This is a genomic window from Pseudomonas sp. PDM25 (assembly GCF_019219045.1).
Lineage (GTDB): Bacteria > Pseudomonadota > Gammaproteobacteria > Pseudomonadales > Pseudomonadaceae > Aquipseudomonas.
In genome coordinates this window covers 316,867-331,550 of sequence record NZ_JAHUWL010000001.1, presented here as the reverse complement: position 1 = coordinate 331,550, position 14,684 = coordinate 316,867, and the positions used below count along the sequence as shown (strand labels likewise).

The 14,684-nt window shown below is 52.1% G+C and carries 15 protein-coding genes; 4 read left to right on the top strand and 11 right to left on the bottom strand.

From position 1 onward, the window contains the following. Window positions 1-77: 77 nt before the first annotated feature. The 3 genes from KW848_RS01325 to KW848_RS01315 form a co-directional block, all read right to left on the bottom strand. The gene (locus KW848_RS01325) at window positions 78-1,811 is read right to left on the bottom strand and encodes a hypothetical protein (protein ID WP_218534896.1); all 1,734 of its coding nucleotides are present in this window, start codon (window positions 1,809-1,811) and stop codon (window positions 78-80) included. A gap of 95 nt (window positions 1,812-1,906) precedes the next feature. Then, a complete protein-coding gene (locus KW848_RS01320) occupies window positions 1,907-3,331 on the bottom strand; it encodes a Shedu immune nuclease family protein (protein ID WP_218534892.1) in 1,425 nt (474 codons plus the stop codon). A 483-nt stretch (window positions 3,332-3,814) separates the two neighbouring features. Next, a complete protein-coding gene (locus KW848_RS01315; protein ID WP_218534890.1) occupies window positions 3,815-4,063 on the bottom strand; it encodes a hypothetical protein in 249 nt (82 codons plus the stop codon). A gap of 30 nt (window positions 4,064-4,093) precedes the next feature. Here KW848_RS01315 and KW848_RS01310 point away from each other — a divergent pair, with 30 nt between their 5' ends. Together KW848_RS01310 and KW848_RS31640 are read left to right on the top strand one after the other, a co-directional pair. After that, window positions 4,094-4,645: a site-specific integrase gene (locus KW848_RS01310; protein WP_218534889.1), complete on the top strand. Its 552-nt coding sequence runs from the start codon at window positions 4,094-4,096 to the stop codon at window positions 4,643-4,645. A gap of 85 nt (window positions 4,646-4,730) precedes the next feature. After that, window positions 4,731-5,039 carry a hypothetical protein gene (locus tag KW848_RS31640; protein ID WP_256364988.1) on the top strand — a complete coding sequence of 103 codons (309 nt, stop codon included), beginning with the start codon at window positions 4,731-4,733 and terminating at the stop codon, window positions 5,037-5,039. Window positions 5,040-5,169: 130 nt separating this feature from the next. On the opposite strand, the gene KW848_RS01305 is transcribed toward KW848_RS31640, so the two are convergent. Next, window positions 5,170-5,694, bottom strand: coding sequence for a hypothetical protein (locus tag KW848_RS01305; protein WP_218534888.1), 525 nt, complete (start codon window positions 5,692-5,694; stop codon window positions 5,170-5,172). A gap of 453 nt (window positions 5,695-6,147) precedes the next feature. On the opposite strand from KW848_RS01305, the gene KW848_RS01300 reads away from it, so the two are divergent. Further along, window positions 6,148-6,510: an MbcA/ParS/Xre antitoxin family protein gene (locus KW848_RS01300; RefSeq protein WP_218534881.1), complete on the top strand. Its 363-nt coding sequence runs from the start codon at window positions 6,148-6,150 to the stop codon at window positions 6,508-6,510. 118 nt (window positions 6,511-6,628) lie between these two features. On the opposite strand, the gene KW848_RS01295 is transcribed toward KW848_RS01300, so the two are convergent. After that, the gene (locus KW848_RS01295) at window positions 6,629-6,931 is read right to left on the bottom strand and encodes a nucleotidyltransferase family protein (RefSeq protein ID WP_218534878.1); all 303 of its coding nucleotides are present in this window, start codon (window positions 6,929-6,931) and stop codon (window positions 6,629-6,631) included. 212 nt (window positions 6,932-7,143) lie between these two features. Between KW848_RS01295 and KW848_RS01290 the strand changes: the two genes are divergently transcribed. Next, complete coding sequence (locus KW848_RS01290; protein WP_218534877.1) at window positions 7,144-7,350, top strand: hypothetical protein; 207 nt, start codon at window positions 7,144-7,146, stop codon at window positions 7,348-7,350. 327 nt (window positions 7,351-7,677) lie between these two features. Here the strand turns inward: KW848_RS01290 and KW848_RS31635 are convergent, their stop codons facing one another. The 6 genes from KW848_RS31635 to KW848_RS01275 form a co-directional block, all read right to left on the bottom strand. Continuing rightward, window positions 7,678-7,770, bottom strand: a complete 93-nt coding sequence (locus tag KW848_RS31635; protein WP_224791233.1) for a hypothetical protein — start codon at window positions 7,768-7,770, stop codon at window positions 7,678-7,680. Next, window positions 7,767-8,090: an antitoxin Xre-like helix-turn-helix domain-containing protein gene (locus KW848_RS32360; RefSeq protein ID WP_375154704.1), complete on the bottom strand. Its 324-nt coding sequence runs from the start codon at window positions 8,088-8,090 to the stop codon at window positions 7,767-7,769. Before KW848_RS32360 ends, KW848_RS31635 begins: the two co-directional genes overlap by 4 nt. Window positions 8,091-8,463: 373 nt before the next feature. Next, window positions 8,464-8,694: a hypothetical protein gene (locus KW848_RS31630; protein ID WP_256364987.1), complete on the bottom strand. Its 231-nt coding sequence runs from the start codon at window positions 8,692-8,694 to the stop codon at window positions 8,464-8,466. 6 nt (window positions 8,695-8,700) lie between these two features. Continuing rightward, window positions 8,701-8,988, bottom strand: a complete 288-nt coding sequence (locus tag KW848_RS31625; protein ID WP_309140061.1) for a DUF5677 domain-containing protein — start codon at window positions 8,986-8,988, stop codon at window positions 8,701-8,703. Continuing rightward, window positions 8,975-9,979: a hypothetical protein gene (locus KW848_RS01280; protein ID WP_256364986.1), complete on the bottom strand. Its 1,005-nt coding sequence runs from the start codon at window positions 9,977-9,979 to the stop codon at window positions 8,975-8,977. The genes KW848_RS31625 and KW848_RS01280 overlap by 14 nt, the downstream gene beginning before the upstream one ends. Window positions 9,980-10,004: 25 nt before the next feature. After that, complete coding sequence (locus KW848_RS01275) at window positions 10,005-14,555, bottom strand: NACHT domain-containing NTPase (protein ID WP_218534876.1); 4,551 nt, start codon at window positions 14,553-14,555, stop codon at window positions 10,005-10,007. Window positions 14,556-14,684: the final 129 nt, after the last annotated feature.

The following is a 14,684-nucleotide window of genomic DNA, read 5'->3' as shown; positions in this document are numbered from 1 at the left end:
TGGCTCAAATGTTTTGAAAGAGATACTGACATAGGACTTGCACGCTCACGCAATGGCGAGCTGCAGCGTACAGGTCTTTACTCAGCGAATGCGGGATCTTTAGAGCGGAGCGCGGTACGTATCCATGCAGGTGCTTCCCCATCATTTCCCTGTCGCACTAAGTCAATAAGCTCGGTTCTCTCCTCTTCTTCCAAAGTTTTTGCTAAGGCGATCAATGCAGTGCGCTTTTCATCCTGGTCGTCGGCGTGCTCGGTCTGAAAATGGATAACATGCGTGAGATCATGGTCGGTGGAGAGGGATGACAGGTTATCCAGTAGTAGATGCCACAGCGACATTGGAATTTGCTTCTCTTCCATGGCAGTGACATGAGCATCGCCGTCATAGAGCAAAAAGCCATCCTCGGACTCAAAGGTTTTTTCCAGATGAGCCCAATGAATAGCTTCATCCAATTCTGAGATATATTCCAGATAATCTCCGATGTAATCAGCTTGAAACTGTCGTGCATTGACGATCCTATTGATGTCATCAGGCGTTAGCAGAGCCAGAATTGCCTTAGCCACTTCAGGTGACACGCTCATCAAATAATCATGTCGGCCTTCTGTCCAGCCATAGCTCATGAACTCCCGATAGTGATCATTCAGACTGGCCAAGCCTTTTTTCATTGTGTTCAAGCGATTTTGAATATCGACTGGATCTATCGTGCGATTTTGTGCTGCCGATTCTTCCAAAGTCCGGAAGGCTTGGATCATGACGTTCTTTTCAGGCTTGTGTGCCCATTTACGAGCCGCGGTAATTAACGCTAACGCGGGCAAGCCAAGGGCGCCCAATGCGACGAAAAATGGTTGGCCTGTCAGGGTGGCGGATGCTGAAGCCGTGAGGAATGCTACGGATGCATCAATTCCATCTGCGACGTACTGCTTCATGTCCGCGTTGCGTTTATCAAATAGATCAAACAAATCTTCGACGAGAGCACTATTTACCTGGCCCATTTGCTGAGGCGAAAGACCGGTTAGCGCTGGCTGAAAGTGCTGCCTGAGCTTTTGACGAAGCATCTCGTGTTTGCACAGGATGCTGTAGAACGTATCAGTAGGTACGTCTTCTACAAAGGCTACGCGATGATCCTGTAGCACCGTAGAAAGGCACTGCTGGAATCTGAAGTTTTCGCGAGAAAATAGTTCGTGATCAGTTGCGTGGATGGTCGGCGTCAGTTCCTGCCGTGTGGTGTCTGACAACAACGTATACGGGTGCAGCTGAAGACCTTCATGAATTGCTGCAAAGGCCATCGCCAAGCCAAGGCTCGAAGCTGGAGCAGGGCCGTTCGCACGCAGCTCAGCATCGATCTCTGCCGCATCTGGGCTCCAAACAATAGGATGAGCTAATACCACCACCCCACCCTGCAGAACCACTGCCCGCAACATAAGCAGTTCGCAGGCGATCTGACCAATCAGTCCTTTACGATCTACCGGGTTGTTTTGCGACAGGATACGACTGTGAATGACGTCCCACAGGACAACCCGTTCACCATAAATCAGGCCGAGTTTGACGAACTGATCGAAATCCGGGGCAAGACCAAAGCCCACTGTTTGAATATGGTTGAGCCCGTAAGTGGCGGCAGCATTCCGGGCTTCACTTTCCAGGTCGCTCGTGATCAGATGAGTTAAATCGGCTCGAAGAGCTTCAATCGATTCGTCTGAGATCCAGTCAATGACGCAAATAGGGACACCCTCTTCATTCCAGGTGACGTTGAGATGCTGTTCCAGGAGTTTAAGGTATGCCAGCGTGAATTCTGTGGCGGAATCATGTTCCTTCATAAAGGGTCTCGTCATTGGAATGCGGTTGCCTGATCACTAAGAGTTAAACTTTGTGGTTGGATCACCACCGAATAATCACTGAACGCCTAATGGGGCTAAAAAATGGAGGGCTTTTGTTCATGAACCTTTGGTGCTAAATGCTCTGCCAGCAATTGAAGTTTCCCGAGCAGCTCGTTGAACGTCACTACCTCAACGTCCTTGCAGGCGCTACGGAAGAGTTCAAAGCTGAGTCTACGAGCCTCCTCAGTTGGTGTCGTGCCTATTATCACTACACACTGTGCAGTGTCTGAATGTTTCTCCTGTAGATCGCGAGCCTGTCGATGGACGAGCCAATTTGTACGCATGAGGCTTTGTTGGTGGAGCACCTGAGTGATGGCTCCGCTCAGCTGAAGGTGTGGAGCATAGACATCCTGATTTCGATACGGTTTAGCACGCATTAGGGGTGTTGAAGGTGTCTTGATCTCGACCAGCGCCAGCTCTCTACCGTGTGTGAACAGCAGATCACCTATGTGGGCGCCAGCACCATCCAACTGGGAGCCTCGTGCATGGAATTGCTTACGTAGAAGTGTTACCGGTCGTGCGAAAACCATGGAGAGGATAAAAGTGTTGTCCTCAAAGAAGCGCTGCCAGTGAGCTTCGGGGTGACCTTGATCGAGCATCTGCTGCAGTTTTTGGATCATCTGGGACAAAGTCACCCGTTCAATTTCAGCGTGCAGTTCGATGAGTGCCTTAGGAACCTCCTGTGCCAGAAGCGAAACTTCGTGTTTCACCTCCGTTAGCCGACTGCGGCGCTCGTATGAGGCCGTCTGCGCGGTTGCTCTCCTGAGAGGAGCCATCTGGTCGGTTGGTGTGAGAGCGTTAGGCAGGGAATCTATAATTCGATCGGGCATCAGCTTGGAAAGCAGCTTGTTAACCACCCAATTTTTCTTTACCAATAACTCGTTCTTTCGCCGAACTCGGGTGATCCGCAAGAAGGTACGTCGAAACTCGTCAAGATCGGACTCTGCGATCGTGACTGTACCTTCGACCCAACTTGGGCTTCCCTGTCTGACAATGAGCAGGGTATGGATATCGGGAAGCATGCGCAGACACGACCAGAACGGGCTTAGTTGTCTCACTAAACCGAGGCCGCTTTCGCACGACTCATAAAGTTTTCCATCCAGCTCACGAGCGATGTGAAGCAATACGCCATCGATGTCCGTAGGCGGCGCGTCGTTTGTGCGGGTTTCGTGACAAATGCACGTAACACCGCCGTGTTTGGAATCTCGATAACGAAGGGTGTGTGGGTTAGTGTAGATGGGGTAGCTGGAGATCCAGCCCGGCTCAATACGTGCGACATGATGCCAATGGCCTTCGTCCAAGGACGTCCAACCGTCTGGTGATGTCCGGTCAAAAAGCTGCATGTGTAGATCCACATACTGACCGCCCTCTGTCATCCCGACGGATACCTTGTAATCGGGAGACATCACCTCCTCTCCGTCATAAACCACTGCCTCTTCTTGCGATTCTACTCCTGTCATCATTGCCCCCTGGCTCGCGTCCCTATTCCTAGACTCGTAAATACACCTACCATATCTAAGATGCCATCACCCCCAAATTCTGGAACTTACACTTTTTGCGTTCAATCTAGGTACTGCATCGCTGTGGCTGCGATAAAAGCTGAAGGCTAGCCGTCGTCATGGCAACATCAAACAGAAGCTCTCTATCCTATCTAGGTCGGCCCAGTTGAAGGCTGATTCGGAAAAAGCTTGATCTCAAGAGATGGCAGGACTTGAAAGTGGTTTGGCGCGTACCTTTGATCTAGACGAACTCGCGCACACCTTTCTCACTAATCACGATGATTGCTGGTTTATTTCGCGCGCAAGCTTGTTAATGCCCCACCCTTCAGAATGTCGCCTGGGCATCGCTTCCCCCGCACTTGCAGGTGTCCTGCCATAGCATGCTCCCTGAGCCTTTGAAGTGCGTCCCGAAATCCAGAAGCGTGTGGTTCATATCGATGCAAATCACTCTTGGCCCTGATCATCCGCTTGCTCGCTCCGCGATGGTTTCTTTTCACGTTGAAGTTGCTTCAGCTTTTGCCGCAGTAGATCGACCTCATGCTGAGTCGTCTCCAGCAGCGTCTGTGCATTCTTGGCTTTTGTATCGGCCTGATAGCCGGATTCGCGCAGTGAGGCTGATTCCTCGTGGGAGTGGGCAAGTTGGGCGATAAGCTGCTCTTTAGCGTCCTCCTCTCTAGCAGACGCAATGGCCAAAGCGTTGAGATCACCTGTTACCGAAGCGTGATGAAATGTCGACGCGACATAGCCTTGGTGTTGATTGGTTTTCGGCGAGGGTTTCGCGGGGACGAACTGGCACGACTACAAGTCGAGCATACTCAAGCAGAAGCCGGCGCCGGCATCACCTTCTATTTGCCTTACACCAAAGGCGATCGACAGCATCAGGGGACGACCTTCCACACTCCTGCCCTTAAGAAACTGTGTCCAGTCCAGGCTTACATCAACTGGATCACCGTGGCTGGCATTGCCCATGGGCCTGTGTTCAGAAAGATCGATCGCTGGGGCAACCTTGCTGATGGGGGCATCAACTCCAACAGCCTGATCCCAATGCTGCGTCGTATCTTTGCGCAGGCGGGTGTGCCATCGGACATCTACAGTAGCCACTCAATGCGGCGCGGGTTTGCCACTTGGGCTTCCGCTAATGGTTGGGATATCAAGTCGCTGATGGGCTACGTCGGCTGGAAGGACATCAAGTCAGCGCTGAGGTACGTTGATGCGGGCTCCTCTTTTGGCGGCCTTGCGTTGAAGCCATCAGCGCCCAAAGTGGAAATCCTTTAAAGCCGCCTTTCAAGATCGGTTGGCACAGTCCGTCTAGGCTAGACACTGGAGTTTTCAATCGTCACAGTTTTCAGGCTATCCCACCATGGATACAAGATTGCTCACCGCTCAAGAGGTTCACCAGGTACTCCGTGATGTTACTGTCGGTTCACGCTCAATGCGCCGAATCACAGAGATCACATGGAACGAGATTTACTGTGGATTGATGACCGTCGAAGTAGATAGGTGGGTGATCACGTTTTTCGAAGATTGCGGTGAGCTTGACTATTGCGATAGCTGTTACAGCCCCGACGGCCGAAAGTACGACTTTAGCTCACGGGATGCCATAGATCCTGTCGAGCTTCTTTTACCTGACGAGCATCGACAGTTAGAAGAACTGCTTCGTCGTATCTGATCCACCATCAGACATTGATCGAACACGCTGCGAGACCTGCGTATCGAGCCTCCACTGGCACAGGAGTGATCCGTTAGGATCAATACCGCTATCGATCTGCCCTGATGAAAATGGCTTCCAAGGTACCCGGTCACTCATACCTGTTGGCGTCCATTAAACTCTCAGCAAGCCAAAAAGCATCCTGCATACTGAACGAATAGCACATGAAGTCAAAAACGAGTTCTACTCCCCCATCTTCAACTGTGTAAATTCCTAGTTCCTCCATCGTATCGCCCGGAATCTTGACTAGCTTGCTGAAGTAAATTTCATTCTCCGTCTGCTGGCACTTGAATCGTCCGTCAGCCATATAATTCCAGCGACCCGACACGTCTTTATGGAATTTTCTCTCCAACTTACTTTTGCGCTTCTTTGAAGTAAATAACACGTTCACCTGGTTACCAAGATTCACCAAAAAAGCATCTTTAAGGCAATGCGCAATTTCCTGCGCTACGCCCTTTGAAAACCTAATGGATACATCATCTAGCTTCAACCTCACACTATCACTACCCTGCCTAGACACCTGACACGGGTACACGTCTTTACACTCACGCTCTCGCCAGCACGTAAATTCGCGCTCCGCAAAAAACACTGCCGGTTGCATTTCAGTTTTGCTCACAAATCACCATTTCGTCATTGTTAAAAATAACAACGGATGTTTTGAAGAAAAACTTTAGCGAAAGTGTGAAATATTTTTGGTGGCTGTTATCAAAAGGGCTTTAATCGATTGTGGTTTGTGCGTGCCCCTTTCAGGGGTGGGCTGTCGTGAACCAAGCCCTTGCGCAAGGCGCTGGTCTTGGCCCTCCGGGCGTCCATCCGCACGCCTACGGCCGTCGGCCTGCGCGCTCCGCTTGCTTTCTGACGCGCTCTGTAACGTAACTTTTTGCGCTGTAACGTAAGCAGTGTTACAGCGCACAAAACTACGTTACAGGCCATTGATCGCCTAGCTGCTGGGGCCAAGATGCTTATTGTCGATGGTGCGATTTTGGGTCAGAAGCGGCCATACTGGTCGATGGAGTTAGGTTAATAAATTCGGTCATCACAAACCAGATCACAGGTCATATGGTGGAGCATGAAATCAGTCACATCGAGCGCTAAAAACGGTGTGCTTGGCAAAGCATTTATCCGCGTTGGCGAAGGGCTGGGGCTTGATGACGATGAGCTATCAGCCGTCCTGGGCGAGCATGTTTCCCCGGTAATGCTTCTACGCCATGGACAGGAACTGCAACCCAACACTGAAGCGTGGAGCCGGGCCTTGCTTTTGGTTGAGTTGTATCAGTCATTGCTCGCGCTCGTAGGAACCGAGCAAAATGCAAAGATCTGGCTAAGTAGCAGGAATCGTGGTCTGAGTAGTCGACCGCGTGATCTCATCACATGCCGAACAGGACTCGAGCAAGTTGTCCAATACTTGGCTGCTACTCGCTCACTCATTTAATGCGTCCGGTTGAGCCAGCCGGGTGCTCAATGCAGAACGACCAACCGCAACGCTTTCAACTCTACGACTGTCTCGAGTTGACTAGGGTTCGCTCTTATCGAACGCCAATGACGCCCCACTACAGCTTGATCATCTCAGGCTCAATCGACGCCCTGTAGGTTTCTGGCATGTTGTTTTCGACATTGAAATCTACAACCACTCCGAGCATCTGCTCGAGCTCATCTTGCATATCGGCGATGTCAAACAGCGAAATCAGACCGGCCATGCCCTCTGGGATGGTCGCCAGCAGGTCGAGATCACTTCCCTCCCTATCCTCTCCGCGCGCTGTCGATCCAAAAATCCCGGGCGCCACAAATCCGTAGGACTCTATGATCTTTCTGATCTCATCTGCCTTACCTTTGATGGCATCAGAAGGCTTCATTTGAGGGGCTCTCGTGTAGTGATGCAGCCGACATAGACCACGCTGCGTGAGTGACATTTAGCTTGTCAGCGCTGGCACCTCCGTCACTCACACACGAGGAGCACACGGGCTCAACTGCCGAGGCCACACGAGAGGCTGGACGAAAAAGCCAGGACATTTTCCGCCCCTTCGCTGAAGATGCGTTCCATGGTTCATGGACAACGGAGCGCGGTATGAAAATGTTCGAGCGATGCATGGCTCTTTTCTTGAAAGACAAAAGACCAAGCTCAGAGCAAGTGAGAGATCGCGCGTTCATAGCTGCTCTCAACAATCTGAAATCTTTGCGCGTGACACCTGAGGGTGGCATGTCGATTGATCCCGACGAGATTCGAGAAAAAGTAATAGCGAATCGGCAGTCACTCAAACGATTCGTGCGATGACCGTTTGATTCATTTGGTGTGCTGGGCCGAGCCGTTGGCTCGAAGGAGCGATGGCAGGACAGCTTACATCGTGCTCAGCGACCTTATGGTGCATTGCGCAGGGGCCACCAAATTCATACTCGATTTTCAGGCAAAAAAAAGCCCCATTTTTCGATTTGCATCACGATCCGTGCTGGCGTCCCCCAGAGGCTACGACCAGGATTGGCACCGTCTATGCCATTGAGAAAACTGTATATCCATACCTGATTTACGTTAAGCGCATATTTCCGGATTAGCCGCAAAAAACGAGCACGGACACTCTCACACAAGCACTCTCATCTCTAATCGTCACATGAGATCGAACACCGCGTTCGTTTCCACCCTAGTCCCCAGCATGTCGAGCGGACGCCTCAAGCCAAGACCACGAACTGAAGAATTCATCCATTTTTTCGCAGCGGCGGCACGTTCTCAAATAGGAAACGGGCTTGCTCAAACACAGCTATCAATGCGACCAGACGATCGCTTTTAGCTGTGTTCAAGTGACCTGTTTTCGCCCTACGCGCCAACATTGTGAGAGACATGCAGATCGCCTTGGAGGTATCCGCTCGCCGCATCTGCAGTAGGCTCGATACCTGATCAAGTAGCTCAAAAGATAGACCCTCGTGAATGAGGTCATGGAGTCTTGTTCCGCGTGAAGGCAATCCAAGGGCTTCCCAAATACTCCCAGAGACTGATGGGCCAGGTTGGTATTCGAAATTCACTTCTCAAATCCATATCTATTCGTGGTGCGAACTCCATGCGGAGTGACAAGCCCCGCTTCGATGCTCGCTTCGTGAGACCAGGAGGATAACAGCACGGCCAACGCGGGCCTCGACATTGGGCGCTGCGGATCTCTTGGGGGATGGGAAAAGGTAATCGCCCTCGGATAGGTGGAGCATGAGGTAGTGAGATTGAAGGTAGGTTGGTTGAGACGGTTGGCAGAGCTCTTTGCGGAAAAAGCAGCCTGCGTGGGCAGCCACCCGTCAGTGGCGGCAGCGATCAAGGCTTACGACGCGAACATTTGAGCGGTACTGCGGATGTCTCGGCGCCCCTGAACTGTTCGGCGCCGATCAGCCGTGGACAGTTCTACCAGCCCTATGCGGGCTCAGCAGGAGCCTCTGCATCTTCTTCCTCTTCGCCTGGCACCTTCTCAATTTCGAAGCGGGTATCGAAGCCTGGGTATGCTGCGTTCACATCATCGAGAATGCGGTTGACCAGGTGGACTGCGTCATCTGTGGTGGGCTCCATCATGCGGTGGAACGGCAGCGGAATGCGATGGAACCGATGCAGCGGGTTCAGGCAATGGGTGAAGTTACTGTCCCGCATCGCACCCTACTGGCCATGGACGAAGCCCGAGGCCCAACCGTAGTAACGGTCGTAATCGTCCTTCGTGCCTGACTCCTCTGCCAGCCGGCGAAGGTCTTTCCCGCACCAGTGGCCCAGATCGATCTCCACGTATTCCTGGAAGTAGTCTTCGTTTGCCAAGGCTTCCAGCGTTTCGTGGGTCACGAATCGAGGCTTCTGCCCAGACATCTCCTCGTGCTTCAGGAGGGCTAGCTTGGCCTGGCCGGCACCATAGGAGCGGAATTTCTTCCACATCTCGTCGCTACCACATCGCACCAGGTAGGCCAGGGAAATCCGGCATTCTGTGAGAGAGCGAAGCAGCAGCCTTCCGGTAATCGCTGCGCTCAGCGGGCCTACTCATCTCGGCCAGGCAGGCCAGAGCGAAGAAACCGAACCCAAAGACGCCGTCGTGTTTCGGATCTAAACCTGTGGTGTTCAAGGACGTGTGCCAGTGCTCAAGTAAAGCTTCTCGCACTCTAGGGAGCACCTGTCGGATATCGCCAAGATCCTGAGTCGTTCTCTCTCTCGATTCGAGTGGTGCGGGTATACAGGCCGTGTGCCGCATCACGTAGTTCCAAAATGAGTCTGGCCATGGACTACGAGCGTCGTCGGCGAAGGTCATTTCCATCGCACGAATGGAAGGTCGTACTGACCGCATATCACCTCTGTTGGGATACTCCGCGATTTCGTACCACTCCTCTTCCGGCATATGGATTTCACCCAATGCCATTCTGAAGAGGATGCTGACCCAGCGGACGTCGGTGGCTTCTTGGGACTGATGGTCAAAGGTGGTCTGCACAGCTTGCCCGAGGGTCTGCCAATCATCTTCATTGGGCTCAACTGCAAGCGCAGCTTTCCACCAGGCAAACCCCGGTAGGTCTTCAAGGAGGAGCAGCGGACGGAGAGCTTGGATCCCTGTATGGCTCTGGCGCACTAAGCCCACAATTCCATCAATAAGCTGACGGGGCTGATTTGGAAGATCGGAATGCCTAAGTGTCCACCCAGTTGCATTTTCCTCTGGGCCTTTCCGGTAGCGCAGACCGATTGATGCGATGTTCCGGAAAAGCTCCAGCGCTTCTGCCCTAGGAATAACGGTGATGACCAAGCAGGCCCAGAGCATCTCTGGAAGGCGGACATTAGACCACGAGGCGAAGCTTATGCCGGGAATTTGCATGAAAGGAGGCACCAGCGCCTTGCCAACCCTTTTGTGGCCAGCAAGCGGCGTTGTGTTCCTGTTACTGCGATGCGGTTTTTTCTTCTTAGACATGAGATCTTCCTCGTTCATGTGATCTCTAACTCTTGCCGATATGCGTCTGCAAACCTAGCTGACCAGCCCTTTGGAGTGCCCAAGCTCGGGACTCGGGGTCAAGCGGCGCCTCTGCTTCCCCCTTGTCGAAATCCTCTTTCCAGTGATGCATTTCAGGCTTGCCGTTTTTGAGCCACATGAATCCTTCGGATCGACGCCAGGATGCATGCCAATTTCCACCACCTGGCCAGGCTCCTCGTTCTGCGACGAAAATCCACACGCATGACAGTCCATCTTCCTTGAGGAAAGCATTGAATAGATTCTGATCGAGGAACGCATGGGAGCCATCATTAGGGCTTCGACCACTTACAAAATAGGGGTTGCCGGAGCTGTCTACGTAAACATTCGGATCATCATGGTGGGGTACTAGGCCAAGCCGGTGAGCTAGCCAAGGTGCAGGTATCAGCGCTTGAGCCCCTTCGGGGAGAGAGGCGTCCAAGTGCGACTCCCAGTAATATCGGTAGCAAGGATAGGCAACTTCCACCTCCCCAATATCGTGGAAATCCATGATCGACCATTGCTCTTGATCCCACACAGACCGCCAGGGAGCTTCCAGTAGATAACCGGCGTCGGTAGCGTCACGAGTCGACCAGCGGTCAACATCTATGTCCTTTTTGGCAAGTAGATATTTGATGAGTGTCTTCTCATCCTCTTGCCTCACGATCACTGGCAGCAGGAATCGCCATTCCTGCTTTCTTAGCCCATGTTCGCGTTTGGATTTGTCCTTGTAGTATTCGGACACAGAGCGGTGTTCATGCAGAACCGCCCACCTACGGCCCTCAGAATCCTCCCTGGCAATGAGGCCTTTCTTGTCCAGAGAGGGATCTGCCTCGAACGGCCACTTGCCCAACTCGTCTTCTGTGGTCTGGCGCATTGAGATCTCGTACTTCGGGATCGATCTGCCCTGCGTGGACTTCGTGTCGTCGGTTAGCAAAACCGTCGGATCTATGTCCCGTTGGAACCCAATATCAATCGGGCCAGCGTACTGACGCGATCCGTGGGAAGCCCTCTCGTACATCCAGTTGTTATCAGCCAAGCTACAGATAAGCTCATCGAGAGCCATCCACTGATACTTCTTACCTATTCGCTCGCCGGCAGGGCGTTCGCGGCCATGCGTATGGCGGAAGCTTTGATCATGAGGGAACAGCTTGCTTGTCCAGCCGTAGCTGTAGGCTCGCTTGGCAACCCAGCGCTGTACCGCTGTGGTATTTATGTGTGGCAACTTCTCGGGCCGGGTCGTTGAGACGCCAAAGCGCGGTTTGTATTCCTTTTTGTACCTCAGCTTTTCAGAGCGACTCAGCACAGAGAGCAGCAGAGCTTCACATTGCTTGAAGTGCTCCAGGCTCTCGTCGGGTTCATCGTCGCGGTTACGGTTGAGAAGATTTCGAAAGGGGTTGTGGCTGAACACATGCATCAACCGAAGGATCTCAGTCCTTTCCGCGCAATGCTTGATCACCTCCTGTTCAAAACGCTCATAGGTCTCAGATGACGTGAACGGCTCAGGCTGCTTCAGGGAAACGTTTAGGAAAGAACCGACTCTAGGTTCTATTTCATAATTTGCAAAGTCGCCGATCCAGCCAGTGCAGGAACGACTTATCTGCGAGTCTCCGGCCTTTTCGGCGACCTTTTTAAGCGCCTCTTCAGTGACGGAAAGTCGAATAGCCTTCGTTCCATAAGGAGGACGGGCTTTCTGAACATCAATACCTACAGGTACGCAGCCGTGAAGGTGGGCCAACTCGATGATACCTAGCGCTGAATCCCTCAAGAGTATCGACGGCGGAACGATTTCTCGGTCGAAAACGGATTTGTAGGCGACCTCAGCGAAGGCAGACAACCGTTCTTTGCCTGGATCTACGCAGCAGGCACCGTAAGCGGCGGCATGAAGCCGCTCATGAATGTACAGGTCATCAACGGTGTGGAAATCCTTACACAGCTGTTTGTACAGGCCTGGGTTGCAACGCAGCAGGGAGGCGATGGCCTTTGTCGCTTTGTCTCGTAGTTCCCTGAATGAGCTCGAGGTGAACCAGGTCAAGGTTATTGCGCAGAGGTGCTGAATCTTCGGATCTGTTTGATCGCTCTGTTCATGTGCGCTCCAATCGATTAGACGTCGGACTGTGCTTCCCTCCTCCAGGGAAAGATCGTTAATCTGGCGTGTCCAAAACTCGTCGCGTTCTGCCATCTTCAAACTTAATAGCTTCCGATGCATGAACATTGCATTCCAGGGATGGTCTGCGCTAGCGCTTAACTGAATAACAACGTCGAAATAACCATCGAAGTGTGATCGGAATGCATCATATATTTCTAGGGTGCGCACGCTAAACGCTTGATTGCTTCGCCATTTCAGGCTTTCGATAAATGACTCGCGAAGATCGTAATCATTCGCCCAAATATTTACGTCACCTGGCAAGAGATCTAGAAGCTCTTCGCCAAATCGCTCAGGCAGCTGTATGGCGAGAGCCCCCGCTAATCCGGCCCACTCCCAGTCTAGGCGTTCACTGTCATGAATAAAGCTAAGTGAGCCGCTCTCCAACGCCTCTGAAGGATTATCGATATTTTTCAGTAATACATCGGCCATCAAGTGATCTTGCAGCCGTTGAAAACTGAATCTAACTATGTCTTCCGAGTTGTCGAATAGATCCTCACTGGTTTGAGGGCCTGGGTCGATTCTAAAAAGGCCATTTCGCTGAAGAACGCCCAACCAGTTTGTGTCTGTTGGGGCTGGATGGTCGCAGAATTTACCAGCAACAATTTGAATAGCCTCGTTACGCGGGACGTAGTCTCGGCGCTTGGAAGCCATCTCCAGCGCTATGGCTGAGAGAGCTTGGGTCGTGGGCCTTACAAGATCGTCGGTGCCATCCTGACCAACGCCTAGGTTGCGTGCAATGCTCTTTAGGTAGAAACCAAATACCTGTTTGGTGCCCGTCAAACCTTGCGGGAAAAACTTCTTGTTGTCTCTTTCAAGGGCGATGCACGCACTTCGCAGAAAAAGCGGATTTACAAACTCTGCAGATAGCCATGGGCTGGTTGGCTGGGAAATCCCGCGTTTGCCTAAGTAGATTTTGGCGGCTCTGGACTGCTCTTTTGCTGTCTCGAAACCGCGAACCTCGAATGACGGCAGGTTCGTGAGTAGAGGCTCAGGGATCACAGCCTTCTTGTATTCAGTCCTACAGCTGATCACCAATACTAAATTGCGGTACTTTTGCACCCTGGTGATGAACTCTGCTAATTCACCACGCCAGAGTCTTCGACCGGCTCCTTCGTTGATGGCATCGATCAGAAGTAGGCCTCGTTTTCCTGTAGCTTCAGCGGCAGCGCTTAGAGTTTGCAGGAAGACATCAGCCGTGGTATCGCCCAACTCTAGCCGCGTCGTAATTTGACGCCAGACGTTATCGCTTGTCAGGTGCTGACCCAAAATCAGTATGGCTTTTCTATCTTCTGAAATTGCCTCCTGGGCGATGCTGCCGAGAAGATGAGATTTTCCGGTGCCAGCTTTTCCATACAGGAGAATAGTGCGAGCCTTCTCGCCGGAAAAGTATTGGTTTTCTAGAAGCGAGCTGAGCGCATAGGCCTCATTGCCGATCCGCCCCAGCCTGTATTCTAGGTTGCTAGAATCGTGGTCGTGCTCAGTTTTTGACTTAGGCTTGCCTTCTTGCACCGTGCGTTTAACGGCGAGGAGCTCATATACGTATTTCGATATGTTGCTTACCCGCTGCAGGCAATCCGCAATTGGCCAGGCGCTCCATGGGTCAGCGTTGATCCTTAAGGCCAGCTCCTCAAGTCTTTGTGCTTCACCTCTGATTTCGTCTGTTATAGGCGTGCTCTCAGCACCTAGTAACCTCTCGATATTTTCCAGGTCGATGGTGTCAATTGTTTTGGCAATGTGTTCATGGATCTCAGCGACGATAGTTTCGTCATGGAGCGCTACTTTGAACAGTCGCTCGATGCTTACTTCAACATGATCCTCAGGATGGTAGCGTTCTTCCAGTGACCTGATGGCAAGATCAATTTTGTCTTGAAACCATCGTGGCGAAAGCTCGATCTCTCCAAACCAAAAACTTCGGAGGCCTTCAGCGCTTGGGTGGATCAAACGGTCAGTGATGTCTGAGGCTGTCCAAGCGATGAAGTTTACGTGTTTATCTTGAGGGACGAGTTTTTCCCACTTTGCCTTATGGGTATCCCAATGCTCCCACCCTGTTTTGCCGCCTCCTTGGCGGCCCGTTTTATGCGTCAGGTCACAAGGTAGGGCGACCACATATGTGGTCAGTAATGGGTGCGATTCGAGAGCACGCTCAACCGAGTCGTCGATATTGGCCCAGTCGATTTCACTGGACTTTAAATAGTATTTCGCTTGGTAACCGACCTCACTCCCATCACTGAGCAACCAGTACGCCTCAATCCCTCCGTCCCCCCCGGCACCTTCTATTCGCCTAAATTCTGCGTCAGCGGCTGGCGGTTCGCGTCTTGCTAGCTGGCAAATGAGCTCCTCAAAGGCGAGGCGCTGTCCTGAATCCATGCCCCTGATGCGTCTGTAATCCATGAGGTGTCCATTGTTAGAACTTTAAGATTTGATAGTCGAATCCCTAGAGATGAGTGTATCCGTTTCGAGGTGCTGGCGGACTCGCCTCCCCTCCCTTCCCGATTCGATTCCTATATCGACTCTGGCTCG